The 23,007-nt window shown below is 74.7% G+C and carries 22 protein-coding genes; 13 read left to right on the top strand and 9 right to left on the bottom strand.

Annotation, left to right across the window (positions count from 1 at the left end):
• Positions 1-75: 75 nt before the first annotated feature.
• On the top strand, positions 76-3,141 hold the full coding sequence (gene secA / locus BLW04_RS00640; protein WP_091536768.1) for a preprotein translocase subunit SecA: 3,066 nt from the start codon (positions 76-78) through the stop codon (positions 3,139-3,141).
• A gap of 114 nt (positions 3,142-3,255) precedes the next feature.
• Here secA and BLW04_RS00635 read toward each other — a convergent pair whose 3' ends face one another.
• Positions 3,256-3,840, bottom strand: coding sequence for an Rv3235 family protein (locus BLW04_RS00635; protein ID WP_254780918.1), 585 nt, complete (start codon positions 3,838-3,840; stop codon positions 3,256-3,258).
• Entirely contained in the window at positions 3,837-4,655 is an 819-nt protein-coding gene (locus tag BLW04_RS00630; RefSeq protein ID WP_091536041.1) for a LysM peptidoglycan-binding domain-containing protein, read from the bottom strand. Before BLW04_RS00630 ends, BLW04_RS00635 begins: the two co-directional genes overlap by 4 nt.
• Positions 4,656-4,746: 91 nt before the next feature.
• Between BLW04_RS00630 and BLW04_RS00625 the strand changes: the two genes are divergently transcribed.
• Positions 4,747-5,316, top strand: coding sequence for a hypothetical protein (locus BLW04_RS00625; RefSeq protein WP_091536039.1), 570 nt, complete (start codon positions 4,747-4,749; stop codon positions 5,314-5,316).
• 22 nt (positions 5,317-5,338) lie between these two features.
• Here the strand turns inward: BLW04_RS00625 and BLW04_RS00620 are convergent, their stop codons facing one another.
• Positions 5,339-5,578: a helix-turn-helix domain-containing protein gene (locus BLW04_RS00620; protein WP_091536036.1), complete on the bottom strand. Its 240-nt coding sequence runs from the start codon at positions 5,576-5,578 to the stop codon at positions 5,339-5,341.
• 175 nt (positions 5,579-5,753) lie between these two features.
• Here BLW04_RS00620 and BLW04_RS00615 point away from each other — a divergent pair, with 175 nt between their 5' ends.
• The 4 genes from BLW04_RS00615 (at position 5,754) to BLW04_RS00600 (ending at position 9,849) form a co-directional block, all read left to right on the top strand.
• Positions 5,754-6,479 carry an SAF domain-containing protein gene (locus BLW04_RS00615; RefSeq protein WP_091536764.1) on the top strand — a complete coding sequence of 242 codons (726 nt, stop codon included), beginning with the start codon at positions 5,754-5,756 and terminating at the stop codon, positions 6,477-6,479.
• Complete coding sequence (locus BLW04_RS00610) at positions 6,479-7,759, top strand: AAA family ATPase (RefSeq protein WP_091536033.1); 1,281 nt, start codon at positions 6,479-6,481, stop codon at positions 7,757-7,759. The genes BLW04_RS00615 and BLW04_RS00610 overlap by 1 nt, the downstream gene beginning before the upstream one ends.
• 109 nt (positions 7,760-7,868) lie before the next feature.
• Positions 7,869-9,263, top strand: coding sequence for a WS/DGAT/MGAT family O-acyltransferase (locus tag BLW04_RS00605; protein ID WP_091536030.1), 1,395 nt, complete (start codon positions 7,869-7,871; stop codon positions 9,261-9,263).
• Positions 9,264-9,345: 82 nt separating this feature from the next.
• Positions 9,346-9,849: a DUF6912 family protein gene (locus BLW04_RS00600; RefSeq protein ID WP_091536027.1), complete on the top strand. Its 504-nt coding sequence runs from the start codon at positions 9,346-9,348 to the stop codon at positions 9,847-9,849.
• Positions 9,850-9,885: 36 nt separating this feature from the next.
• Here the strand turns inward: BLW04_RS00600 and BLW04_RS00595 are convergent, their stop codons facing one another.
• On the bottom strand, positions 9,886-14,091 hold the full coding sequence (locus BLW04_RS00595; protein ID WP_091536024.1) for an FtsK/SpoIIIE domain-containing protein: 4,206 nt from the start codon (positions 14,089-14,091) through the stop codon (positions 9,886-9,888).
• A 151-nt stretch (positions 14,092-14,242) separates the two neighbouring features.
• Here BLW04_RS00595 and BLW04_RS00590 point away from each other — a divergent pair, with 151 nt between their 5' ends.
• Complete coding sequence (locus tag BLW04_RS00590) at positions 14,243-14,536, top strand: WXG100 family type VII secretion target (RefSeq protein ID WP_091536021.1); 294 nt, start codon at positions 14,243-14,245, stop codon at positions 14,534-14,536.
• Positions 14,537-14,577: 41 nt separating this feature from the next.
• Here the strand turns inward: BLW04_RS00590 and BLW04_RS00585 are convergent, their stop codons facing one another.
• Positions 14,578-15,489: an MFS transporter permease gene (locus BLW04_RS00585; protein WP_254780917.1), complete on the bottom strand. Its 912-nt coding sequence runs from the start codon at positions 15,487-15,489 to the stop codon at positions 14,578-14,580.
• Positions 15,486-15,974, bottom strand: a complete 489-nt coding sequence (locus BLW04_RS00580) for a hypothetical protein (RefSeq protein WP_091536759.1) — start codon at positions 15,972-15,974, stop codon at positions 15,486-15,488. Before BLW04_RS00580 ends, BLW04_RS00585 begins: the two co-directional genes overlap by 4 nt.
• A gap of 141 nt (positions 15,975-16,115) precedes the next feature.
• On the opposite strand from BLW04_RS00580, the gene BLW04_RS00575 reads away from it, so the two are divergent.
• The gene (locus tag BLW04_RS00575) at positions 16,116-16,622 is read left to right on the top strand and encodes a MaoC family dehydratase (RefSeq protein WP_091536018.1); all 507 of its coding nucleotides are present in this window, start codon (positions 16,116-16,118) and stop codon (positions 16,620-16,622) included.
• A 62-nt stretch (positions 16,623-16,684) separates the two neighbouring features.
• Here BLW04_RS00575 and BLW04_RS00570 read toward each other — a convergent pair whose 3' ends face one another.
• Entirely contained in the window at positions 16,685-17,122 is a 438-nt protein-coding gene (locus BLW04_RS00570) for an NUDIX hydrolase (RefSeq protein ID WP_217630776.1), read from the bottom strand.
• Between the two features lie 154 nt (positions 17,123-17,276).
• Between BLW04_RS00570 and BLW04_RS00565 the strand changes: the two genes are divergently transcribed.
• The 5 genes from BLW04_RS00565 to BLW04_RS27940 all read left to right on the top strand — a co-directional run bounded on the left by BLW04_RS00565 (position 17,277) and on the right by BLW04_RS27940 (position 21,113).
• Positions 17,277-17,900 carry a DUF6758 family protein gene (locus BLW04_RS00565; protein WP_091536011.1) on the top strand — a complete coding sequence of 208 codons (624 nt, stop codon included), beginning with the start codon at positions 17,277-17,279 and terminating at the stop codon, positions 17,898-17,900.
• Positions 17,901-18,055: 155 nt separating this feature from the next.
• Positions 18,056-18,214 (top strand): hypothetical protein, encoded by a 159-nt coding sequence (locus tag BLW04_RS26455; RefSeq protein WP_175483837.1) that lies wholly within the window; start codon positions 18,056-18,058, stop codon positions 18,212-18,214.
• Between the two features lie 8 nt (positions 18,215-18,222).
• Complete coding sequence (locus BLW04_RS00560; RefSeq protein ID WP_091536007.1) at positions 18,223-18,894, top strand: PH domain-containing protein; 672 nt, start codon at positions 18,223-18,225, stop codon at positions 18,892-18,894.
• A gap of 58 nt (positions 18,895-18,952) precedes the next feature.
• Positions 18,953-19,810, top strand: coding sequence for a PHP domain-containing protein (locus tag BLW04_RS00555; protein WP_091536756.1), 858 nt, complete (start codon positions 18,953-18,955; stop codon positions 19,808-19,810).
• Positions 19,811-20,645: 835 nt separating this feature from the next.
• On the top strand, positions 20,646-21,113 hold the full coding sequence (locus BLW04_RS27940) for a LysR substrate-binding domain-containing protein (RefSeq protein ID WP_254780915.1): 468 nt from the start codon (positions 20,646-20,648) through the stop codon (positions 21,111-21,113).
• A gap of 92 nt (positions 21,114-21,205) precedes the next feature.
• On the opposite strand, the gene BLW04_RS00540 is transcribed toward BLW04_RS27940, so the two are convergent.
• Positions 21,206-22,078 carry an oxygenase MpaB family protein gene (locus BLW04_RS00540; RefSeq protein WP_091536005.1) on the bottom strand — a complete coding sequence of 291 codons (873 nt, stop codon included), beginning with the start codon at positions 22,076-22,078 and terminating at the stop codon, positions 21,206-21,208.
• Positions 22,075-23,007, bottom strand: a complete 933-nt coding sequence (locus BLW04_RS00535; protein ID WP_091536003.1) for an alpha/beta fold hydrolase — start codon at positions 23,005-23,007, stop codon at positions 22,075-22,077. The genes BLW04_RS00540 and BLW04_RS00535 overlap by 4 nt, the downstream gene beginning before the upstream one ends.

The raw sequence follows: 23,007 nt of genomic DNA, 5'->3' as shown, positions 1-23,007 counted from the left end.
ACGGAGCGGCGCTCGCGGGTACCGCTCTCGGCCGCGCCGGAACCCGTTCCCAGCTCGGCCGCCTACGCTGGGGTCGTGGTGTTCTCGAAGATCCTCCGTGCCGGTGAAGGCAAGCTCGTCCGGCGGCTGTCGAAGATCGCCGACGCGGTGGACGTGCTCAGCGACGACATGGCCGACCTCACCGACGCCGAGCTGCGCGCCAAGACCGATGAGTTCAAGGAGCGGCACGCCGACGGGCAGAGCCTGGACCGACTGCTCCCCGAGGCGTTCGCCGTAGTCCGGGAGGGCGCGACGCGCACCCTGGGCCAGCGCCATTACAAGGTGCAGCTCATGGGCGGGGCCGCGCTGCACCTGGGCAACATCGCCGAGATGAAGACCGGTGAAGGCAAGACGCTGACCGGCGTCCTGCCGGCCTACCTTAACGGGCTGGCGGGCAACGGGGTGCACGTGGTCACCACCAACGACTACCTCGCCCAACGCGACGCGCAGTGGATGGGCCGGGTGCACCGCTTCCTGGGCCTGTCGGTGGGCACGATCCTGTCCGGGCAGAAGCCGGCCGAGCGCCGCGAGCAGTACGCCTGCGACATCACCCACGGCACGAACAACGAGTTCGGCTTCGACTACCTGCGCGACAACATGGCCTGGTCCAACGCCGACCTGGTGCAGCGCGGGCACGCCTTCGCCATCGTCGACGAGGTCGACTCGATCCTCATCGACGAGGCCCGCACCCCGCTGATCATCAGCGGCCCGGCCGAGACGAGCGCCCGCTGGTACGGCGAGTTCGCCCGGATCGTCCCGCTGCTCAAGCGCGACCGGCACTACGAGGTCGAGGAGTCCAAGCGGACGGTCGCGGTGACCGAGGAGGGCGTGGAGTTCGTCGAGGACCAGCTGGGCATCGAGAACCTCTACGAGGCGGTCAACACCCCGCTGATCGGCTACCTCAACAACGCGCTGAAGGCCAAGGAGCTCTTCCGCAAGGACCAGCAGTACATCGTCAGCAACGGCGAGGTGCTCATCGTCGACGAGTTCACCGGCCGCGTGCTGGCCGGCCGGCGTTACAACGAGGGCATGCACCAGGCCATCGAGGCCAAGGAGAAGGTGCAGATCAAGGACGAGAACCAGACCCTCGCCACGATCACGCTGCAGAACTACTTCCGGCTCTACGAGAAGCTGTCGGGGATGACCGGCACGGCCCAGACCGAGGCCGCCGAGCTGCACCAGACCTACAAGCTGGGCGTCACCCCGGTCCCGACGAACCGGCCGATGATCCGCGAGGACGAGGCCGACGTCATCTACAAGACCGAAAAGGCGAAGTTCGACGCCGTCGTCGAGGACATCGCCGAGCGGCACGAGGCCGGGCAGCCGGTCCTGGTCGGCACCGCGAGCGTCGAGAAGTCCGAGGTGCTCTCGAAATACCTGGTGCGCAAAGGCATCAAGCACGAGGTGCTCAACGCCAAGAACCACGCCCGGGAGGCGGCGATCATCGCCGAGGCCGGGCGGCTCGGGGCGGTCGTGGTGGCCACCAACATGGCCGGCCGAGGCACCGATATCCAGCTCGGCGGCAACCCCGACTTTCTCGCCGACGACGTGCTGCGCGCCCGCGGGCTGTCCCCGGCGGAGACGCCCGAGGAGTACGAGGCTGCTTGGGACGAGGCGCTTGCCACCGCCAAGGAGCAGGTCGCGGCCGAGCACGAGCAGGTCGTCGCGGCCGGCGGGTTGTACGTGCTGGGCACCGAGCGGCACGAGAGCCGGCGGATCGACAACCAGCTGCGTGGCCGGTCGGGGCGGCAGGGCGACCCGGGGGAGTCCCGGTTCTACCTGTCCCTGGGCGATGACCTGATGCGCCGCTTCAACGGCCCGATGCTCGAGTCGATGATGAACACGCTGCGGGTGCCCGAGGACCAGCCGATCGAGTCCAAGATGGTCAGCCGGGCGATCCGCTCGGCGCAGACCCAGGTCGAGGGCCAGAACTTCGAGGTCCGCAAGGACGTCCTGAAGTACGACGAGGTGCTCAACCGGCAGCGCACCGTCATCTACGACGAGCGCCGCAAGGTCCTGGACGGCGAGGACCTGCACGTCCAGGTGCAGACCATGGTGGACGACGTGATCGGCGCCTACGTCGACGGCGCCACCGAGACCGGCTACGCCGAGGACTGGGACCTCGAGAAGCTGTGGACCGGTCTGAAAGCGCTGTACCCGGTGGGTCTGGACCGCGACGAGCTGCTGGACCGGGTCGCCGACGGTGACCAGGCCGCGCTGACCGGCGACGTCCTCAAGACCGAGCTGCTGGCCGACGTGCACGCCGCCTACGACACCCGGGAGGAGACCCTGGGGGCCGACGTCATGCGCGAGTTGGAGCGGCGGGTGCTGCTCAGCGTGCTGGACCGCAAGTGGCGTGAGCACCTGTATGAGATGGACTACCTGCGGGCCGGCATCCACCTGCGCGCGATGGCCAACCGCGACCCGGTCGTGGAGTACCAGCGCGAAGGCTTCGACATGTTCAAAGCGATGCTGGACGGCATCAAGGAGGAGTCGGTCGGCTTCCTGTTCAACCTGGAGGTCAAGAGCCAGGAGCAGCAGGAGGCCGAGGTCCAGGCGAAGCAGGCCGAGGCGGAGGCGGCCGCCCTGGCGGCGGCGCAGGCCGGCACCCAGCGGGTGCTCGCCCGGCAGCAGGCCGCCGCGGCCGCTCAGGCTGCTGCGGCGGGGCCCGCCGAGGCGCCGGCTCCGGTCGAGGCTCCGGTCGAGGCTCCCGTCGATGCCCCCGTCGATGCCCCGGCTGCTCCGGTCGCCCCTGCTATGACGTCGGCCAACGGGAACGGCAACGGCCAGGCCCCGGAAGGCTCCGCGCGGCGCACCCGCAAGCCGGCGACCACCGCGGCACCGACCGCTCCCGACGAGGCCCCGGCGCCGGCGTCCACCGGCACGGGTCCGGAGCTCCAGGTCAAGGGCCTGGAGGCGCCGAAGCAGGCTGCCGCGCTGACCTACAGCGCGCCGAGCCTGGACTCCTCGGCCAAGGAGGGCGGCGCGGCGAAGGCGGCCAAGACCGCCACCGTCACCGGCACCAAGGCGCCGGCCCGGAACGCTCCCTGCCCGTGCGGTTCGGGCAAGAAGTACAAGCAGTGCCACGGCGTCGCGGGCTGATCGCGACTGCGTCACGATCGGGACCTGCTAGGTCTCGGCTGCGCCGAGCGCCCTGCTGTTCCGCCGGAGCGACGGTGCGGGATGCTCCGCATGCCGCACCGGCTCCCACGGCGGTCAGCCGACCTGGAGAGCGGTGCAGCGCCACCGCCCGTCGATGCCCTCCATCCGGGCCGCCACGGCGTGCGCCCTGCCGTCGCGCCGGGCAACCGCGCTCACCTCGGCCACGCCGTCGACGGGTTCGGAGACGCGGACCGAGCTGATCCGCAGCGCCGTCGTCCCGTCGAGGCACCAGCGCGGCTTCCGCCGGGCGATGAGCACGGTGAACAACGAGGGCGTGACCGCCGGCTGCAGCTGCGACATCGGGCGCCGTCCGGCGAAGGCCTCCAGGGCGATGGTGACCAGGCGCCGCGCGGCCGGCCCCGGCTCGGGAAGGTCGGCCCGGCGACTCAACGCCGGGCCGAAGTCCGGTTCGTTCCCCGGCCGGCGGAGCGGCTGGTCCATCAGTGGCCGCGGACCCGGCGGTGGGGCGGAGCGCCGGCGAGGCCGGCCGGGGACGAGCAGCCGTACCGGCACCCGCTCGTCCTCGAGCGGCGGCCCCGGGGTGCGCACCAGGACCAGGTGCAGGCGGCCGCGGTCGTCGCCCGAGCGGGAGAGTGCGGCTGCGGGACCGGCTGCGGCGGGGATCGGCGGTGCGCTCATGGCGTTTCTCCAGGGACGTGGACGGGGTCGGACGGACGGGGGACCGCGCAGTTCACCGCGGCGCCCGGAGCACTTGGCCCGGCCGTAGCAGGTCCGGGTCGGGGCCGATGACGGCGGCGTTGGCCTGCCACCAGGCGTGCACTTCGGTGGCGATCTCGGCGTCGTCGACCGGCGTCCCCGGTCGCTGCCGGGCCAGGGCGTCGGCGGGCGATGTCCCACAGGCAGTCGCCGCGCAGGACGACGTGCTCCGCGGCCGGGTCATTGGATCCCGGCGGCGCGGGCGGAGCCGGTGGCCAGTCGGGCGGTTCGGCGGGCCGCTGCCCGGGACCGGCTCCGCGCTCGAACGGCTCGGCGACCGGCCAGTCGGTCTCCAGCGACGCCGGGGCCAGACCGCCGACGCCGGCAGGGAACAGGGCGGTGACGGCGGCCGTGCCGGACGGTGCGGTGCCGGACGGTGCCGTGCACGCCCACGTAGGTGCGCCGGCCGCCAGGCTGAGACCCACGGCCACCGCGGCGGCCCGGCGCGCACTGGCCGGCAGCACCACGAGCAGCACCAGCCCAGCAGCCCGTCCGCCCACCCCGGGCAGTGCGGACAGCCCGGTCAGCGCCAGCCCCAGCACGCCCCACCCCCAGCACAGCCACCCGGCCGTCGCCGCGGCGACCACCAGCAGGGCGTCGGGGCCGGCGGTGTCGACGAGGGCCTGCGGGGCGGTGGCGGCGGCGCGGACCTGCCCGGCGGTCGGACCGAGCGCGCCCAGCAGCCACGCGGTGGCGGCCATGACCAGGCAGGTCGTCGTCCAGCGCACGAAGGACATCGACACCTCCTCTTTCCGCCGATGACCAAACACCACGAACACAGGCAAACGCAACCAAACGCATGGGTTTGTGGACGACTAGCCTGTCGATGTGCGGTGGGAGCAGCTCTTCGCGGACCTGGAGGCGCAGTTCGCCGCCCAGGACCCCGAGGACGGTGCGGGCGAACGGGCGTCCCGGGCGCGCGCGGAGTACGGCGCGCTCCGGCTGGCCGACCGGCTCCGCGCGGCGCAGGGGTGGCCGGTGGCACTGAGCTGCCGCGGCGCGGGGGAGGTCACCGGCCGGCTCCTCGACGTCGGGGTCGACTGGCTGCTGCTCCTCGACGACCAGCAGCGCGAGGTGCTCGTCGCGGCCGGCGCGGTGCGGGCCGTCGGCGGCCTCGGCGCGGAGACCGCGGTGACCGGGGAACTGGGCGCCGTCGCGCGTCGGCTGGACCTGCGGCGTGCGCTGCGGGGCTTGGCCCGGGACCGGGCGACGGTGCAGTGCCTCCTGGACGACGGCAGCACGCTCAGCGGGACGGTCGACCGGGTGGGCGCGGACTTCTTCGAGCTCGCCGAGCATCCGGTCGACGAGCCGCGCCGCCGTGGGGCGGTGACGGGGGTGCGGGCGGTGGCGCTCGCGGCCGTGGCCGTCGTCCGGACCGTCCGGCCGGCGCTGGACTGACGCCCCCGGGCGGTCCGACCGGTCAGCGGGGGGTGTCGACCTCGGTGTCCTCGGCGGCCGCCTCGACGACCCCCGCGCGGGCCTCCGCGTACTTCTGCTGGATGAAGCGCTCCAGCTCGTCCGTCTCCACCCGCCACTGCCCGCGGCCGCCGATCTGGATGGCGATGAGCTCCTTGCGGCGCACCAGCGCGTAGGCCTGCGACCACGACACGTTGAGGATCTCCGCGACGTCGTCGAGGGTCAGGAAGCGCTGCGTGGCCATCAGAGTGGATCTCCCGTCGAAGGTGCCGACAGTGTGGCAGCCGGCTCCGGATGTCATCCGAAGGTGTGGACAACGGCTGCGCCGAGTGCCGCGCGTCGGTCATGATCTCCCTCCCGCAGCGCAGTCGGACGGTCACGACGTGGCCGGCGCGCTCGGGAGCGGACGGGAGCTGGGCATGGCAGTACGGAGCCCGACGCCGGGAGCGGTCCGCCCGGGCGGCGTCGACGACCCGGTGCCGGCCGGTCCACGACCCCGGCGCGTCCGGCCACCGCGGTGGCTGGACCTGCGCCTGGTCCTCGGCGTCCTCCTCGTGCTGGGCTCGGTGCTCGTCGGCGCCCGCGTGGTCACCGCGTCCGACGCGACCGTGCCGGTCTGGGCGGCCACGGCCGATCTGGGTCCGGGCACCGTGCTGGACCGGGACGACCTGGTGGCGGTCTCGGTCCGGCTGGACGACGTCGCCCGCGCCTACCTCGCCACCAGCACCCGTCCCGAGGGTCGAGTGCTCTCCCGGGCGGTGCGGGTCGGGGAGCTGCTGCCCCGTTCGGCCCTGGACGAGCCGACCGGCCGGGTGCAGCTCGCCCTTCCCGTTCAGGCCGGCTACGTGCCCCCGAGCCTGACCCGCGGGCAGTTGGTCGACGTCTACGCCGTCGCCGATCCCGCTGCCGGTGCACCTGCCGCGGCCGGCGGGGACGTCGACCGCATAGTCACCGCCGCCCCCGTGCAGGCGGTGTCCGGACGCGGCGACGGGGTGCTGTCCACGGCGACGACCACGGTGCAGGTCGTGGTCTCGGTGCCGGCCGGCGACGCCGCGGACGTGCTGGGCCTCATCGGCGGCCGCGGCCTGGTCGTGGTGGTCCGGGACGCGGCCGGCACCGCGGTCGACACGGGGCCGACCGGCTGATGTCGCTGCAGGTCTTCACCGCCGTCACCGGGGCCGCCTGGGAGTCAGAGCTGGTCGGTGCGCTGGACCGCGACGACCACGGGGTCACCGTCGTCCGGCGCTGCGTGGACGTTGCCGAGCTGCTGGCCGCGGCGGCCACCGGGACGGGGCAGGCCGCCCTCCTGTCGGCGGAGCTGCGCCGGCTGGACGGCGCGGCGGTCGCGCGGCTGACGGCCGCGGGCGTGGCCGTGGTCGGCCTGGTCGAGCCGGGCGACGAGGCGGCATCGGAGCGGCTGCGTCAGATGGGGGTCGCCCGGGTGCTCCCCGCCGACGCCGAACCCGAGGTGATCGCCCGGGCGCTGCGCGAGGCGGTCGGCGGTGCGCCGGGCGCCGGGCGGGAGCTGGCCGACCCGCGGGCCGCACTGCCCACCCTGGGCGTACCACCGGAGCCGGCCGGCCAGGGCGCCGTCCGTGGCCGCGTGATCGCCGTGTGGGGGCCCACCGGGGCACCCGGCCGGACGACGGTCGCCGTCGCACTGGCCGACGAGGCCGCTCGCCTGGGGACCTCCTCGTTGCTCGTCGATGCCGACGTCTACGGCGGTGTCGTCGCCCAGGTGCTGGGGTTGCTGGACGAGTCACCCGGCATCGCGGCGGCGGCGCGGCAGGCTGGCTCCGGCATCCTGGACGTCGGCTCGCTGGCCCGGCTGGCGTGGGCCGTTCATCCGCGCCTGCGCGTGCTCACCGGGCTGGCCCGGGCCGACCGCTGGCCGGAGCTGCGGCCGCAGGCGCTCCTGTCGGTGCTCGCGGAGGCGCGTCACCTGGCGCAGCTGACTGTCGTGGACTGCGCCTTCTGCGTCGAGGAGGACGAGGAGCTGTCCTTCGACACGGCGGCGCCGCGGCGCAACGGGGCGACGCTGACCGTGCTCGAGGAGGCCGACGAGGTCCTATGCGTGAGCGGCGCCGACCCGGTCGCGCTGCAGCGCACGGTGCGCGCGCTGGGGGAGTTGCGCGAGGTCCTGCCCGAGGTCGAGCCGTTCGTGGTGGTCAACCAGGTACGGCGCGGCCCGGTGCCAGGCGATCCGCGGCGGGAGATCGCCGCGGCCGTCGAGCGGTTCTCCGGACGGCCGGTCCGGTCGTTCCTGCCGGCCGACCGGCGGGCGACCGACGCCGCGCTCGCTGCCGGCCGCACGTTGGCCGAGGTGGCGCCCGGGTCGGGGCTGCGCACCGCGCTGCGGGCGCTGGCCGCCGAGCTGGCCGGACTGCCGGACCCGTCCGCGCGGCGCCGCACCGGCCGGCGTTGAGCGTCCGCGCGCCGGTGCGCTCCGGTGCGCTCTGGTGCGCGCCGATGGCCGGTCGCCCGGCGCTACCGGGACCGCCGTAGCGTGGGGCTCCCCGAGTGAGGAGGGTCACGTGGTCGAACGGCTGACCCCACTGGATGCGTCGTTCCTCTACCTGGAGGACCCGGACACGCCCATGCACATCGGTGTCGTACTCGTGCTCGAGTGCCCGTCGGGAGTGCTCGACCACGACGCGCTGGTCGATCTCGTAAGCGCCCGGCTGCCGCTGGTGCCGCGGTACCGACAGCGGGTGCTCGAGGTGCCCGGCCACCTGGCCAACCCGGTCTGGGTGGACGATCCGGACTTCGACATCAGCTACCACGTGCGCCGGTCGGCGCTGCCCCGCCCGGGCAGCGAGGACCAGATGATGGACCTGGTCGCCCGGCTGACCGCCCGGCCGCTGGACCACCGTCGTCCGCTGTGGGAGATGTACCTGGTCGAGGGGCTGGCGGGGGACCGCACCGCGGTCATCACCAAGACCCACCCGACCCTGGTCGACGGGCTCGGCGCGATCGACATCGGTCAGGTCATTCTCGACCTGAGCCCCGACGGTGCGGAGGCGCCGGCCGAGGCTCCCGACTGGCGGCCCCGCCGACCGCCGGGCTCCGTGGCGCTGGTCTGGGAGGCGGTCGAGGACTACCTGCAACGGCCCTCCGCGGTGGTGGAGACGGCCCGGACGGCGGCCGGCGACGTGCGTGCGACCGCGGCCCGCTGGGCGGGGGTGGCCGGCGGGGTGCTCGCGGCCGCGGCGCGCACCGCGATCCGACCGGCACCGGTGAGCCCGCTGAACGCACCGATCGGCCGGCAGCGCCGCTTCGCGGTGGCCCGCGCCTCACTCGACGACGTCAAGGCCGTGCGCAAGGCGCACGGTGGCACCGTCAACGACGTGCTGCTCACCGTCGTCACCGGCGCGCTGCGGGAGTGGCTGCTGTCCCGGGGAGAGCCGGTCGTCGGGTCCACGTCGGTCCGTGCGCTGGTACCGGTGTCGGTGCGCGGCGAGGACGACGAGGCGGGCAACCAGGTCTCCTCCCTCCTGGTCGACCTGCCGGTCGGTGAACCCAACCCCCGGGTCCGGCTGGCCCGGATCAGCTACGCCATGCGCGGGCTCACGGGGAACGGCAAGTCCGTGGGGGCCGACACCCTCAGCGCCCTGTCCGGGTTCGCGCCGCCGACGCTGCATGCCCTGGGCGCCCGAGCGGCCAGCGGCCTGTCCCGGCGGCTGTTCAACCTGGTGGTCACGAACGTGCCGGGCCCGCAGTCCCCGCTCTACGCCGGCGGCGCCCGCATGGTTGAGGTCTTCCCCGTCGTCCCGCTGGTCCGTGGGCAGGGCCTGGCGATCGGCATGACCAGCTACGACGGCACCGTCTACGTCGGGCTGAACGCCGACCGGGACAGCCTCAGCGACGTCGACGTGCTGGCCGACCTGATCGAGCAGGAGGTCGCCTTCCTCGTCGAGACGGCCACCTGAGCTCCCGGGGGTGGGCGCTGGAACGATCGCCGGGCCGCGCGACGTTACGGTTCCCTGTCCGACGACGAGGGAGACGAACCGAGTGCGCGTGTACCTGCCGGCCACGACGACCGTGCTGCAGCGGTTGCTGGACGAGGGTCGGCTCGAGCAGCCGGTCACCGTCTTCGCGGTGACCCCCGAGCTGCGGGAGCACTACCCCCTCAGCGACACCGACGAGGAGCTCGAGTATGCGGCGTTGCTGGCGGCCGCCCGGGCCAGCCTGCGGCTCATCGACGTGGACCCCGGCGCGGCCCGGCGCCGGGTCGTGCTCGCCGCCGACGTGCCGGACGCCGCGGTCACCCCGATCGACGACGACGCCGCGGACGCCGGCGCCGCCCGGGTCCGGGTCGACGTGGCGATGTCGGACATCGCCAGCGCGCACGTCGACGGAGCCGAGGCCGAGGAGGACGTGGCCGCCGCGGTCTCGGTGGTGCTCGAGGCCGACCTGGGCAGCGAGGACGCCCAGTTCGTCGTCGACCAGGCCGAGGGCCACGAGCTGGCCTGGTACGCCACCCAGGAGATCGGGCCCGCGCTCGAGCTGTTGTGAGCCGCCGCGCCTGTAGGCGTCCCAGCGTCGGCTGGTTCAAGCCCCCCGCGTGGGGACCCTGCCGGCCGTGCGCCGCCGGGCCACCTGAACGCGGGTGACGCCACCGCCGACGACCAGCCAGCCGGCGCCGGGCCGGGTGGGCACTGGTGTGCGCGGCACGCGGAGCCCGAGCAGTTCGGCGTCCCCGGGCGCTGGGCGGAGGAGCAGGGCGGTACGGCTGCGCCGCAGCGCCACGGTGGGGCCGCGGAACGCGCTGGCCAGCTCCGGGGCGCTCGCCGCCGCCAGCACCACCAGGTGGCCGCCGGGCCGGGCGAGCGAGCCAAGGGCGTCCGCGACGGGATCGGGCAGCGTGCCCACGTCGTCGGCCACCACCACGGCCAGTCGGCCGGTCGTCGCTGCCGCCCACTCCCGGAGACCGGCAGCATCGCCGCGGTCGAGCCGGTGGCTGCCCGCGTCCGCCCCTAACGGCGGTCGACCGGGGGCGAGATGGAGCACGGCCGCCCCGGCCGCCCGGCAGTGCTCGCCGAAGGCGGCCAACGCAGAGGAGCGGCCGCTGCCCGGTGGGCCGACGACGAGCAGGCCGCCGGTGCGCACCAGATCGATGGAGACCGGCTCACCCTCGTCGTTCCCGGGGCCGACGGGCAGCTCCGGCGGCCCGCCGGGACCGGAGGGAGGGCTCGCGGGCAGCGGCAGCTCGGGGTCGGCGGGGAGGGTGACCACTCGGATCGCCGCGGGGCCGTTGGACGCGCCCGACGCGCCCGACGCGCCAGAGGGGGCCGGCGCGGGCGTGGTCGGCCGCGGCTGGGCGAGCTGGCACTCGACCGCGTCCTCACCGACCAGTGCCCGCCCGGGCGGGCGGACCGCCGGCACGTCCCGCGGCCCGATGCCGGCGATGGCGTAGTCGGCGCGGTCTGGCAGCGGCAGCACCAGTCGTGTGCGCATCGCCGCGGCGAGACGGCTGCCCGGCACCGCCCGCTCGGCGGTGACCACACACGTCAGGCCGACAGCGGCACCCTCGCGGACCAGGCGCAGCAGGGCCGAGGATCCGCTACCGGGTTCGGCGTCGTCGAGCTGCGCCGCCAGGCTCTCGTAACCGTCCACGAGCAGCAGCAGCGCCGGGGTCCGGGCCGCGGTGCCCGCGCGGCGGCGGTCGACCTCGGCCTGTAGCCGGTTGAGCAGCCGCACCGTCCGATGGGGGTCATCCCGGGCGACCGTCGTGCCGGTGTGCGGGAGGGCCGCCGCCTCCGCGGCGAGACCGCCACCGCCGTGGTCGAGGACGTGGACGTGCAGCGCCGCCGGACCCAGTTGGTGGACGGCCTCACCGAGCACGGTGCGCAGGGTCGTGGTGCGGCCGCTGCGCGGTCCGCCGACGGCGAGCCAGCCACCCCCGTCGGCGAGGTCGAGGGTCAGCGGCTCCTGGGACTGGGTGTCGGGGGAGTCCAGCAGTCCGATGCGCAGCTCCGTCGCCGCGGCACCGTCCATCGCGCCGAGGTCCAGGTCCGCGGCCGACAGCTGGACCGGCAGCGGGGCCAGCCACGGCCGGCCGGGTGGGGTGAGCCCCGCATGCCGCGCCCGCTGCTGGAGGGCGTCGACGAGGGCGGCGAGGTCACCGGGCCCCTGGTGGCGCGGGGCGCCCGGTCCGCTCGGGACGGGTTCCGGCGGCCAGGAGCGACGCCGGACGCGGACCCCGGTGCGGCCACGGTCGGCCGTGACCGACACCCGGGCCACCTGGACCAGCAGTGGCGGCTCGCTGCCGGAGCGTACGTAGGCGCGCCCGGGCCGGCCGGCCGGGATCGAGGCGGCGAGTGGGGTGCCCAGCACGTCGCGGGAGTCGCTCTCGTCGGTCGTGCGCAGGCAGATCCGCAGGGAGCAGTTGGCCCGGATCTCGGGACTGACCACCCCGGAGGGACGCTGGGTGGCCAGCACCAGGTGCACGCCGAGCGAGCGGCCGCGCTGCGCGATGCCGACGAGGCCCGGAACGAAACCAGGCAGTTCCTCGGCGAGGGTGGCGAACTCGTCGACGACGATCACCAGACGGACCAGCGGTACCTCGGGCGGCAGCTCCGACACGTCGCGCGCGCCCTGCCCGGCGAGCAGCCGTTCCCGACGGGTGAGCTCAGCGGTCAGTGACCGGAGCGCACGGACGGTCGACTGCGGGTCGAGGTCGGTCAGCATGCCCACGGTGTGCGGCAGTCCGGCGGCCTCGGCAAAGGCGGCGCCGCCCTTGTAGTCGACCAGCAGGAAGCTGACCCGGTCCGGCGGGTGCTGCAGTGCCAACCCGGTCACCAGGGTCTGCAGCAGCTCGGACTTCCCCGCCCCGGTGGTCCCGGCGACCAGCAGGTGCGGGCCCTGGGCGCACAGGTCGAGGGCGAGTGGGCCCTGCGCAGTGGCGCCCAGCGTGCACTCCAGCGTGGCCCGTCCGCGGTCCCACCGGCCGGAGAGCTGCCCGGCGACCGGATCGAACCGCAGGCTCCCGCCCGGCAGGTCGACGAGGGCAGCGGTGTCCGGGATGCCGCCGGTGATGGCCGGCGGCGCCACGACGGCCAACGAGCGGGCGGTGGCGGCGGCGACCGGTTCTGGAACGCCGTCCAGGGTGATCTCCCGTTCCTCCGGTGTGCCTGCCAGCCGTAGCCGGCCCCGCGCGCCGGTCTCTCCGCTCACAGTCAGGCAGGCGGCCGTGGACACGGCCAGGGAGCTCGCCGAAGGCGCCAGGGCCACACAGACCGGCGCCCCAGCACCGGCGAGCGCCGCGGCGGTGTCCGCCCCGACCTGGCCGTCGAGCAGGACAACTGTTCGAGGTCCATGCTCCGGGTCGTCGGGCAGGTCCGCCGGCAGGCCCCGGTCGGGAACGCCGACGACGGTCACCGCCGGCAGCCAGCGGGTCCACCGCCAGTCGTCGCAGTGAGCGTCAGGGGTGAGCACCACGACCCGCAGTTCGGTGGGCGGCGTGAGCGTGACCAGTTGCAGCAGTAGCGCGCGGGCCACGCCTGTGACGCGCGCCCGTGGGCCGACCACGCCGAGGCTTCCCAGGGCGGCCAGGTCGGCCGTCACCGGCAGGTGGTCGGCAGCCACCGGGGTCCGCATGCCGTCGGCGCCGGCCCGGGTGACCCCGGTCGGGCCGCGGCCGGTGCCCAGCCGCACGACGAGGAGGTCGGAGCTGGTGCGGGAGCGGGACCACAGTGGGCTGGAGAGCCGGCGGACCGCGGTCGCCAGGAAGGCCGGGTCCGGGAACGCCTCGTCGAGGGCGCCGACGGCCGTACTCACCGCCGCGGCGAGCGCCTGGTCGGAGCGCGCCAGCTCGGCTGCGTAGTCGGCGGCGGTCCGACGCCGCAGCCGGTGGCCGGACACCCGGTCCGAGATCCAGCTGCCCAGGGCCACGACCGGGCTGAGCAACGCGAAGAACAGGAACTGCGGCGCGGAGAGCAGCCAGGCCATGAGGGCGCCGCCGACCGCGGGGAGGGCGAGGGCTACCCATCCGAGGCGACGGCGAGCGGTCTCCGGCGGTGGCGCCGGGACGCTGACGGAGACCTCTGCCGCCGGCACCGGGCGGGCGTGCACCGGCCGGACGCGCAGCCGGCCCTGCGGTGCGGGAGAGCGGTCCAGCGGCTCGCCTCGCGGACCGCTGAGTCGCACGGCGCTCGCGCCGAGCAGCAGCGTCGAGCCCACCGCCCAGGGGCTCGGCCGGTCGCCGAGGGGAACGTGGCCGGCCGGGGTCCGCAGGACCGTGCCGTTGCTCGAGGCGAGGTCGGTGACGGTCACCTGGCCGGCCCCGACGCTCACCAGCACGTGGCGGCGGGACACGTCGGGGTCGGTGAGCGGAAACCCGCACCCCGCCCCGCGGCCCACAACGAGGTCGCCCCGGCCGAGCGGCAGCACGTGGCCGGCGTCCGGGCCGCCGACCACCTGCAGCTCCAGGGCCCCGGCCGTCTCCGGATCGCCGTCTCCGGTGCCGGTGCGCGGCCCCGGCCGGTCCAGGCCGAGCACCGCGCCGTGCCGCAGGGCAGGCGCCGACAGCGGCGTCCCCTCCGGCAGCGGGCTGGAGCCGGCCCACAGGGAGGGGGCGGCGCCGCCGAGGACGTCGGCCAGCGCGGTGAGCACGTCAGCGACGGTCGCGGTGTCATCGGCCTCCACCTCGACGTCGACAGCGCCGTCGGCCGCCCACAGGGTCCACGTCCGGGAGCCGCGCAGGGGGGCCGCAGGCAGAGTCGGGGCCGGGGCGGCGGGGTCGAGAACGGTGTGCACGCGGCCGATCGTGCCGTCGTCGGACGGTCAGCGGATCGTTCTGCCACCGACCTGTGGACAGGCGGATCGCCTGTGGACAGCCGGCGCACGGAGAACCGCGGCGCCCCTAGCGTCTGCCCCGACCGGGAGGTGCCCGGACCGAGGAGGGGCCATGAAGGTCGACATCGCAACGCTGCAGACGATGGCCGGGCAGTGCCAGGGCGAGGCCGCGGACACCACGTCCCGGCACGCCACCCTGTCCAGCGGCATCAACAGCTCGGTGCTGGAGGGCTGGACCGACAGCCAGGCCGCTGTGCAGTTCAGCGAGCTCTACGAGAAGTGGCGGCTGTCCAGCCAGGGCGTCAGCGAGGCGCTCACCGGCATGGGTCAGCTCCTGACCAGCGTCGCGTCGGCCTACCAGCAGCACGAAGCGGAGATGGCAGCCCGGATCGGCGCGATGATCTGAGCCGGAACGTCGGTCGGGTGAGGGCGCCGAGCCGGCGCCGGTCAGCTGCCGGCGGCGGTCGCCGGCACGGCGGCGCCGCCGGGCGCAGGTCGCCGCAGCGCGGTCAGCCGTTCCCACGGCAGGATCGACAGGATCGCGATGCAGTGCGGCAGGAAGATGATGCCGACGCCGGCGTAGACCATGACGTGGAAGCCGAGCAGGAAGAGCACCAGCCCGATCCGGGCCCGGTCGCTGCGCACCAGCAGCATCAGCGGTGAGCTGAACTCGAACGCGATCATCACCCACTGGGCCGCGGGCAGCAGCCACGGCACGTCCAGGGTCCACTCCGACAGGTCGGTGCCGCGGCGCACCACGGCCCGGGTCAGCGTGGAGCCGGTCGCCCAGTCCCAGCCGCCGAAGCGCATCTTCGCCCAGGCCGCCAAGAAGTAGGTGAGCATCACCGCCACGAACACCGCGGCCATCGCCCAGCCGGCCGCCTCCGACGGGCGCCGGTCGCGGAAGCGGGCGCGCCCGATCGTGGGGAGCACGGCCAGCGCGACCAGAAAGGCGATCCGGTCGTGGTCGACCTTGCCGTAGCTCATCGCGATGACCATCCACTCCCCGTAGAGGAGGAAGACGGCCAGGCCCAGCAGTCGGGGGGCCCGCCCGGTGGCCGCCGCCAGCGCGGCCACCACCAGCGCCCACTGCACGACCAGCACCACCGTGTGGGTCGGCGTGGGCAGGTGCAGCACGCGGCCGATGATCAGCGGCTGGTAGTAGTCGGTGGGCACGTCGGCGTGCGCCCGCACCCATGCGGTGGTGAGGAAGACGTCGATCGGGATGAACAGGTAGGCGATCACCCGGAACACCGCGACTCGGGCCAGCGGCACCGGACAGACCCACCAGCGGACGGTCAACGGCGGGGCCGGCGCCGTCGCCGGGCGGGCGGGGGCCGTCGAGGTCGATCCGGTCACGAGGAGCCCTCCAGCTCGTAGGCGACCAGGACCGTGTCCTCGAACGCGCCGGTCTGCGTGCCGTTCCGCAGCTCGAAACGTCGCTGGACCACCTGCACCGACACCAGGCCCGGTGCGCTGGGGTGCCGCTCGGCGAACTGGTCGGCCAGCAGACCGAGCAGCTCCGGGTCGGCCTCCAACCGGGAGAGCTGGCCCTCGAACTCGGCGCGCCGCAGTCCCACCTCGCCGCCGCTGAGCCGCACCTCTTCCCCCGCGCCGGTCAGTCCCACCACCCGGGTGGAGATGACCGGGGCGTTCGGATCGGCACGGGTCGAGTACATCCGGAACGGGCCGAACGGGAACGCCGAGTCGTTGGCCCAGACCGTGCCCACCAGCAGCAGGGCCAGCACGACGGCGGCCGACGCGAGGCGCGCGGCCCGCCCCCCGGCCGACAGTCGGACGACGTCGGCCTCCGTGGCCCGGTCAGGGGCGATCTGCAGCTGCACGGTGCCATCGTAGGATCGGCGCCCGTCCAGACGGGTCACCGATGCTCCGTGGCGGGCCGCTCGCGTTCCGCCACCCGGACCGCGGGGCCCACGCAGCCACCGCGTCGCCCGTCACCTGATGTCGACAGCGGGAGCGCGCAGATGCAGTTCGGCCGGTACTACGAGGAGTTCGAGGTCGGAGCGACCTACAAACACTGGCCCGGCAAGACCGTCACCGAGTACGACGACCACCTGTTCTGCCTGATCACCATGAACCACCACCCGCTGCACCTGGACGCGCACTACGCCGCGGAGACCACCGACTTCGGCACAAACGTCGTCGTCGGCAACTACGTCTACTCGCTGCTGCTGGGCATGAGCGTTCCCGACGTGAGCGGCAAGGCCATCGCCAACCTCGAGGTCGAGTCGCTCAAGCACATCGCCCCGACCTTCCACGGCGATACCATCTACGGCGAGACCACCGTGCTGGACAAGACCGAGTCGAAGTCCAAGGACGACCGCGGCGTCGTGTACGTCGAGACCATCGGCTATAAGCAGGACGGCACCGTCGTCTGCACCTTCCGCCGCAAGGTGATGGTGCCCAAGCGTTCCTACGGCGAGAGTCGGGGCGGCGAGCAGCCCGGCCGCCCCGAGCCGATCCGGCGCTGACCCAACGCCGGGCCGCCCCGAGCCGATCCGGCGCTGACCCAACGCCGGGCCGGCCGAGGCGCTCAGCGGGGGAGCGCGCCCCACCCGCCGAGCGCCTCGGCCAGCCCCGGCGTGCACTCCAGCGCCGCCAGCCCCGCGGCGTCCACCCAGGCGACGTCGTCCGCATCGTCCCCGGCCACCGGCCGCTGCTCTGGGTCCGCCAGCCGGCAGGCGAAGTCGGCGACGGTGAACACCACCCCGCCGGCCGGGATGCGCACCCGGCCGAGCAGCGCACCCGCGGTCACCGTCAGGCCGGTCTCCTCCGCGACCTCCCGGACGACGGCGGCCTCCTCGCTCTCCCCGTGCTCCACCCGCCCGCCCGGTACCGACCACGACCCCCGGCTGGGCGCGTGCCCGCGCCGGATCAACAGCAGCCGCCCCCGCTCGTCGCGCACCACCGCGCCCACGCAGGGCACCTCGGGGAGCTCCTGGGATCCCGCGTCGGCCGGTCCACTCGTCACCGGGCGAGGCTACGGCGACGGTGGCCGGACCTGGGCGGTCGCGCGCGCCACGGGCCGGTGCTTGACGTGGGCCCTCCGGGACAGCACGGTGAGCGGCGATGAGGCGCTTGACAGCACGGCGTAGCCGTTCCGCTCCGGCACCGGAGGTGGGTCGATGAGCGTCTCCGCGGTCTGCCCCCGCTGCGGCGAGGTCCTGGTGGTCCGCCCGGAGACCCCGGGCGAGGGCTGGTGCCACCTGCACGCCGCCGTGATACCGATGCATCACACCGTCGTCGTCGCGCACGACGAGATCACCGCCATCACCGCCGACGCGCGCGTGCCGGCCTGGGTCCCCGACCCGATGGCGGCCGGCTGGTCGGTCACCGGACTGGCCTGGGGCGGTGAGCCCGGTGCGCGCGCTCTCGTCGTCGCCTGCGCCGGCCCGGCGCCGTTGGGCGGCTCGGCGGAGCTGGTGCTCGCGGCCGAGGAACCGGGCATCGGCCTGGGCTGCGGCTACGCCGGCCTGCCCGGTGTCGACCCGGGGGAGCTGATCGACGGCCCGTCGACCGCTGCGGTGAAGGCGGCCGGCCAGCGCGTGCCGCTCTGGCCGGTGCCGACCGGGGACGACCGGGCCGCCTTCGTGGGGGAGGCCTACGGGGTGTGGCTCTGGCTGGTCACCTGGCCGGCCCCCGCCGCCTGGCTGCTCGCCGAGGACCTCGGCCTGCTCGACCTGCGTGAGCGGGTCTACCCCGACCTGCCGCTGGGGCCGCCCAGTGACCACCTGCTGCCCGGCAGCTGAGCCGGGCCGGGCCCGCAGTGGTCACCGCTTGCGGCGTGGCGTGCGCGCGGCGGGTGGGACCTCTGTTACGCATGTGCCGTGACCCACCCGGGTCGCGTCGTCGTCGCGGTGCTCTGCACCCGCGGCACGTCCCGCCACCCGGCGAACGGAGCGGTGTGACCCTGAAGAAGGTGCTCACCTGGCTGGCCATCGCGTTCGTGGTCTTCTACGTCATCAAGGCGCCGGAGTCCTCGGCGAACATCGTCCGCACCGCCGGCCAGGCCCTGGGTGACGCGGCGTCCTCGCTGGCCGCCTTCGTGGGTTCGCTCGCCTGAGTCGGCCCGTGTCCGGCCCCCGCGAGCGCCGCCCCCGGTGGGGCAAGGACGCCGAGAAGTACCTGCTGGCAGGTGAACCACCCGTCATCGCCACCCGGCGGCACCCCGCCGTGCTGTTCCTGCCCGCGGTGCGCGGACTGCCGGTGCTCCTCGTCGGGGGCTGGCTGCTGCAGCTGGACCCGGACAACCGGGTCAGCAGTACGGTCGGCCTGCTCGTCGTCCTCGGGGCGCTGGGCTATCTCGGGCTGTACGTCGGCGAGTGGTGGGTCCGGCACTTCCTGATCACCCGGCGCCGGGTGCTGCTGACCTCCGGGGTGATCATCCGGACCGTCGCGGTCATGCCGCTGCGCCGGATCACCGACCTCACCTGGAAGGAGACGTTCTTCGGCCAGATCCTGGGCTACGGGACCTTCCGGTTCGAGTCCGCCGGCCAGAAGCAGGGCCTGGACGAGATCACCTTCCTGCCGCACGCCGCCGCCCTCTACAAGCGGGTCAGTGAGCTCATGTTCGGCAGCGACTCCTCCACCACCCCGGTCAGCGACGACGAGGACGGCAGCGGCTCGATGGACGACGGCGAGTCCGCGGCCGAGGATCCCCGCAACGGCGCCCCGCTGCGTACCGGACGGCGGGACACCGCACCCATCCCACGGCTGCGGCCGGCCGCCGAACGCGACGATTGACCCGGCCGCTGTCCCGGGTCGCCGGGTGCCCGGCCGCCGCGTGCGGCAGTCTGGGGCCGTGCGCATCGACCTGCACACCCACTCCTCGGTCTCCGACGGGACCGACAGCCCGGCCGAGCTGCTGTCCACGGCGGCCGCGGCCGGGCTCGACGTCGTCGCGCTCACCGACCACGACACCACCGCGGGCTGGGGTCCGGCCGCGGAGGCCCGCCCGGCGGGGCTGACCGTCGTCCCCGGCATGGAGCTGTCCTGCCGCTGGTTCCCCGACGACCAGCCGCCTATCAGCGTCCACCTGCTCGGCTACCTGTTCGACCCGCTGCACGCAGCCTTCGTCGCCGAGCGGGCAAGGCTGCGGGAGGAGCGGCTCTCCCGCGGCGAGCGGATCGTGGTGGCCCTGGCCGCCGACGGTCACCCCGTGGCCTGGGAGGCGATCCTCGAGCGCAGCGCCGGCGGGGTCGTCGGCCGCCCGCACATCGCCCGGGCCCTGGTGGAGGCCGGCGTGGTGAGCTCGGTGGACGATGCCTTCGCCACCCTGCTGCACCACCGCAGCCCCTACTACGTGGCCAAGGCCGACACCGACGTCCGCGAGGGCATCGGGCTGGTCCGCGCCGCCGGGGGAGTGCCGGTGTTCGCCCACGGCATGGCGCGCTCCCGCGGCCGGGTGGTGGGGGACGGCGCGATCGCGGCGATGGTGGACGCCGGGCTGCTCGGTCTGGAGGTCGACCACCCCGACCACACTGCCGAGGAGCGCGACCACCTGCGGAACCTGGCCGCCGTCCACGGGCTGCTGACGACCGGTTCCAGCGACTACCACGGCACCAACAAGCGCACCCCGATCGGCGCCTGCACCACCGACCCCGGCCAGTACGAGGCGCTGATCGCCGCCGCCACCGGCAGCACGCTGCTGTCCGACTGAACGGGCGACTCGGCCGTCGCGCAGCCCGCGGACCGCCAGCGACACCGCCAGGGCGGTCATCACCCCGGCGATGACCGCGTCCAACACCCGCCACGCGACCGGTCGGGCGAACACCGGCCGCAGCAGCCGCGCACCCGAACCCCAGCGTGGTCAACCACACGGCGCTGCCCCACCGCCGCGCCGGCCGCGAAGGACCACCGACGGTCATCGAAGGTGCTGGCCAACGAGCCGAGCAGCACCACGGTGTCCAGGTAGACGTGCGGGTTCAGCCAGGTCAGCGCCAGAGTGGCGCCGACGGTCGCGGCCAGTCCGGTCGCTCCGCCGCCCGAGCCGGATCAGGGACGACGCCGTCGGACGCCCAGCTCAACTTTCTGAGCCCTCGTTAGCGCGGCTTTATGGACCTCGACCTCGACCTCGCCCAGCTCCGTGCGCTTCAGGTGGCCGTCACCGAGGGCACGCTCGAAGCCGCCGCACGCAGGCTGCACGTCACCCCCATCGGCGGTCAGCCAGCGGCTCAAGGCGTTGGATACGGCCACCGGCCGGGTGCTCCTGGTGCGCAGCAAGCCGGTCGAGGCCACCGCGTCGGAGAAGGCGGTGCTACGGCTGGCCCGACAGGTCGACCTGTTCACCGCCGACGCCGTCCGGGAGCTCGGGGAGCCCGAGCTGCCGGCCGGGCGCCCGGTCACGCTGCCGATCGCGGTCAACGCAGACTCGCTGGCCACCTGGGTGCTGCCCGCGCTCGCGCCGCTCGCCGGGGCGTGCGTGTTCGACCTGCACCGGGAGGGCCAGCAGCACACCAGCGCGCTGTTTGCTTCGCGGCACGGTGATGGCCGCGGTGACCGCACACGCCGAGCCGGTGCCCGGGTGCAGCTCCACCCGGTTGGGCGGGATGCGCTACCGCCCGATGGCCACCCCGGCCTTCCTCGCGCGGTGGCTCCCCGACGGGGTCACCCCTGCGGCGCTGGCCGGCGCGCCGGTCGTCGTCTACGACCGGGACGACAACCTGCAGCACGGCTGGCTGCGCAAGCGCGCCGGTCCGGCCGCCGATCCGCCACAGCACTTCTTGCCCTCGTCAGCGGACTACGTGACCGCCGTCCGGCTGGGGCTGGGCTGGGGCATGGTGCCCGACCTGCAGCGCACCCCGGCCGACGCCGGTCGCCTCCGCGAGCTGGACCCGGACGGTGCGGTCGACGTCATCCTGTACTGGCAGCAGTGGCGGCTGCGGTCGCCGTCCCTGGACCGGGTGGCGGCCGCCGTCCTCTCCGCCGCGCGCAAGGAGCTGGACCGGGACGTCGGGCCGTGACCCCCGGCCCCTTCCTTGGCGTCCCCGAGCGTCGTGCGGCCCTCTCCTGGCGTGCCCTGAGCGTGCGAAGGGCTCGGGGAGAAGGGTTTTCTTCAGGCGCTGAGCAGCTCGGGCCCCGCGACCCGCTCGCGGGCGGCACGGACGATCGGGTTCTGCCGTACCCGTGCCGGGACGGCCAGCGCCGTCTGTCGCAGCGCCTTGACCGCGGCCGTGGCAGCCGGCTCGGTCAGCGCGAAAGCGGGCAGTCCGTACATCCGGCGCGCCCATGTGGGCAGGGTGGCCACTCCGAGAGAGGCCAGTCCGGCCCACGCCGGGCGGGCGGGGGTGAGCAGCTGCACCCAGCCGGGCATGGGGGGCAGCACGATGAAGCCGTATGCGGCCCGGGCCGGTGGGGTCAGCGCCAGCGCGGGGCGCACCTGCTCGAAGTAGGCGGCCAGCTCCTCGACCGTGGTGGGGACATCGACCTCCGGGACGCCGATCAGGGTGGCGGCGACGACCTGCTCGGCCACGTACCGGTCGGCGTCCGCGTCGGTCAGCGGCACCCCGGCGCGGCGGGCCACCGACAGTAGCGAGTCGACCTCGGCGCAGTGCACCCACAACAACAGGTCCGGATCGTCGACCCGGTAGCTGCGGCCCGTCGTCTCTTCCGTCCCGGCGAGCGGGGCGTGCATGCCGCGCACCCGGCGCACCGCCCGGAGGGCCTCGCGGCGGGTGCCGAAGGTGAGGGTGGCGACGTACTCGGCGGTGCGGGTCAGCCGCGGCCACGGGTTCGTGCGGAAGCCCTCGGAGAACTGGTGGACGCCGTCCATGGCGACCGGGTGCAGGGCCTGCAGCAGCAGGGCGCGGATCCCGCCGACGGAGAAGCTGGGGTCGGAGTGGATCCGCCAGCTGACGCTGTCGGGGCCGAAAAACCCCAGCCGGTCCTCCTCGGCGGTGAACTCGGAGACCGAGGGCGGGCGGGTCATCGACGCGCCTCTGCCGAGTCGTCGCGGCTGCCCTGCCCCGCGGCGACCGCGCCCCAGAAGTCCAGCAGCACCGCCAGCGTGCGCGCCGGGTTCTCGATGGCCGGGGAGTGGACCGAGCGGTCGATCACCTCGTGCCGGGCGCCGAGGCGCTGGGCCATGTCCGCCTGGGCGGCCGGCGTCCAGGCGTCGTCGGCGGCGCCGTGCGCCACCAGCACCGGCACCCCGGTGGCGGCGAGCTCCGCGACCCGGTCCGGCTCGCCGAGCATCGCGTCGGCCATGCCCTGCAGCCCGGCCGGGTGGTTGCGCAGGAACCGGGCGGTGAGGAACGCCCGGGTCGGCTCGGGCACCGCCTGGCGCCGCGGGTCGGTCATCGCCAGCTGCTCGAGGGTGTCGCTAACCAGCTGTACGCCGCCGGCCGCCAGCAGCGGGGCCAGGTGGTCCAGCAGCTCGGCCCGCGGGCCGGTCAGCCGCCCGGCACCGCTGCCCAGCAGGGTGAGCGAGTCGACCGCGGCCGGGTCGGCGAGCACGGCGGCGCGGGTGACGAGACCGCCGAAGCTGTGCCCCAGCAGGTGCAGGGGACCGTCGGTCTCGGCGCGCAGCCGGCGCAGCACGGCCAGCACGTCGGCGGCCAGCGCCTCGACGGTGTACTGCGCCGGGTCGCCCGGGCCGGGGGACTCGTACTGGCCGCGTTGGTCGAGGGCCACGACACGGAGTCCGGCGTCGGCCAGCGGGGTCAGTAGCGGAGCGAAGTCCTCCTTGCTGCCGGTGAACCCGGCGACCAGCAGCACCGTTCCCCCGGTGCCCGGGCCGGTGTCCAGCGCGGCCAGCTCGCCAGCGCCGCCGCGGAAGGGAACCCCTTCGGCCTGGTGGGCGGCGAGCTGGCGGAGGTCGTCGGGGGCGGTGTGTTCGGAGCCACCTGGCAGGACCAT

The organism is Modestobacter sp. DSM 44400 (genome assembly GCF_900107175.1).
GTDB lineage: Bacteria > Actinomycetota > Actinomycetes > Mycobacteriales > Geodermatophilaceae > Modestobacter.
Note: the sequence above shows the minus strand (reverse complement) of the source record. Positions and strands in the feature narration are given on the sequence as shown.

Coding starts and splice junctions, on each gene's coding strand:
- BLW04_RS00635 (WP_254780918.1), bottom strand. CDS start 3,840: ATGAGCGCACCGCCGATCCCCGCCGCAGCCGGTCCCGCAGCCGCACTC.
- BLW04_RS00630 (WP_091536041.1), bottom strand. CDS start 4,655: ATGTCCTTCGTGCGCTGGACGACGACCTGCCTGGTCATGGCCGCCACC.
- BLW04_RS00620 (WP_091536036.1), bottom strand. CDS start 5,578: ATGGCCACGCAGCGCTTCCTGACCCTCGACGACGTCGCGGAGATCCTC.
- BLW04_RS00615 (WP_091536764.1), top strand. CDS start 5,754: ATGGCAGTACGGAGCCCGACGCCGGGAGCGGTCCGCCCGGGCGGCGTC.
- BLW04_RS00610 (WP_091536033.1), top strand. CDS start 6,479: ATGTCGCTGCAGGTCTTCACCGCCGTCACCGGGGCCGCCTGGGAGTCA.
- BLW04_RS00590 (WP_091536021.1), top strand. CDS start 14,243: ATGAAGGTCGACATCGCAACGCTGCAGACGATGGCCGGGCAGTGCCAG.
- BLW04_RS00575 (WP_091536018.1), top strand. CDS start 16,116: ATGCAGTTCGGCCGGTACTACGAGGAGTTCGAGGTCGGAGCGACCTAC.
- BLW04_RS00565 (WP_091536011.1), top strand. CDS start 17,277: ATGAGCGTCTCCGCGGTCTGCCCCCGCTGCGGCGAGGTCCTGGTGGTC.
- BLW04_RS00540 (WP_091536005.1), bottom strand. CDS start 22,078: ATGACCCGCCCGCCCTCGGTCTCCGAGTTCACCGCCGAGGAGGACCGG.
- BLW04_RS00535 (WP_091536003.1), bottom strand. CDS start 23,007: ATGGTCCTGCCAGGTGGCTCCGAACACACCGCCCCCGACGACCTCCGC.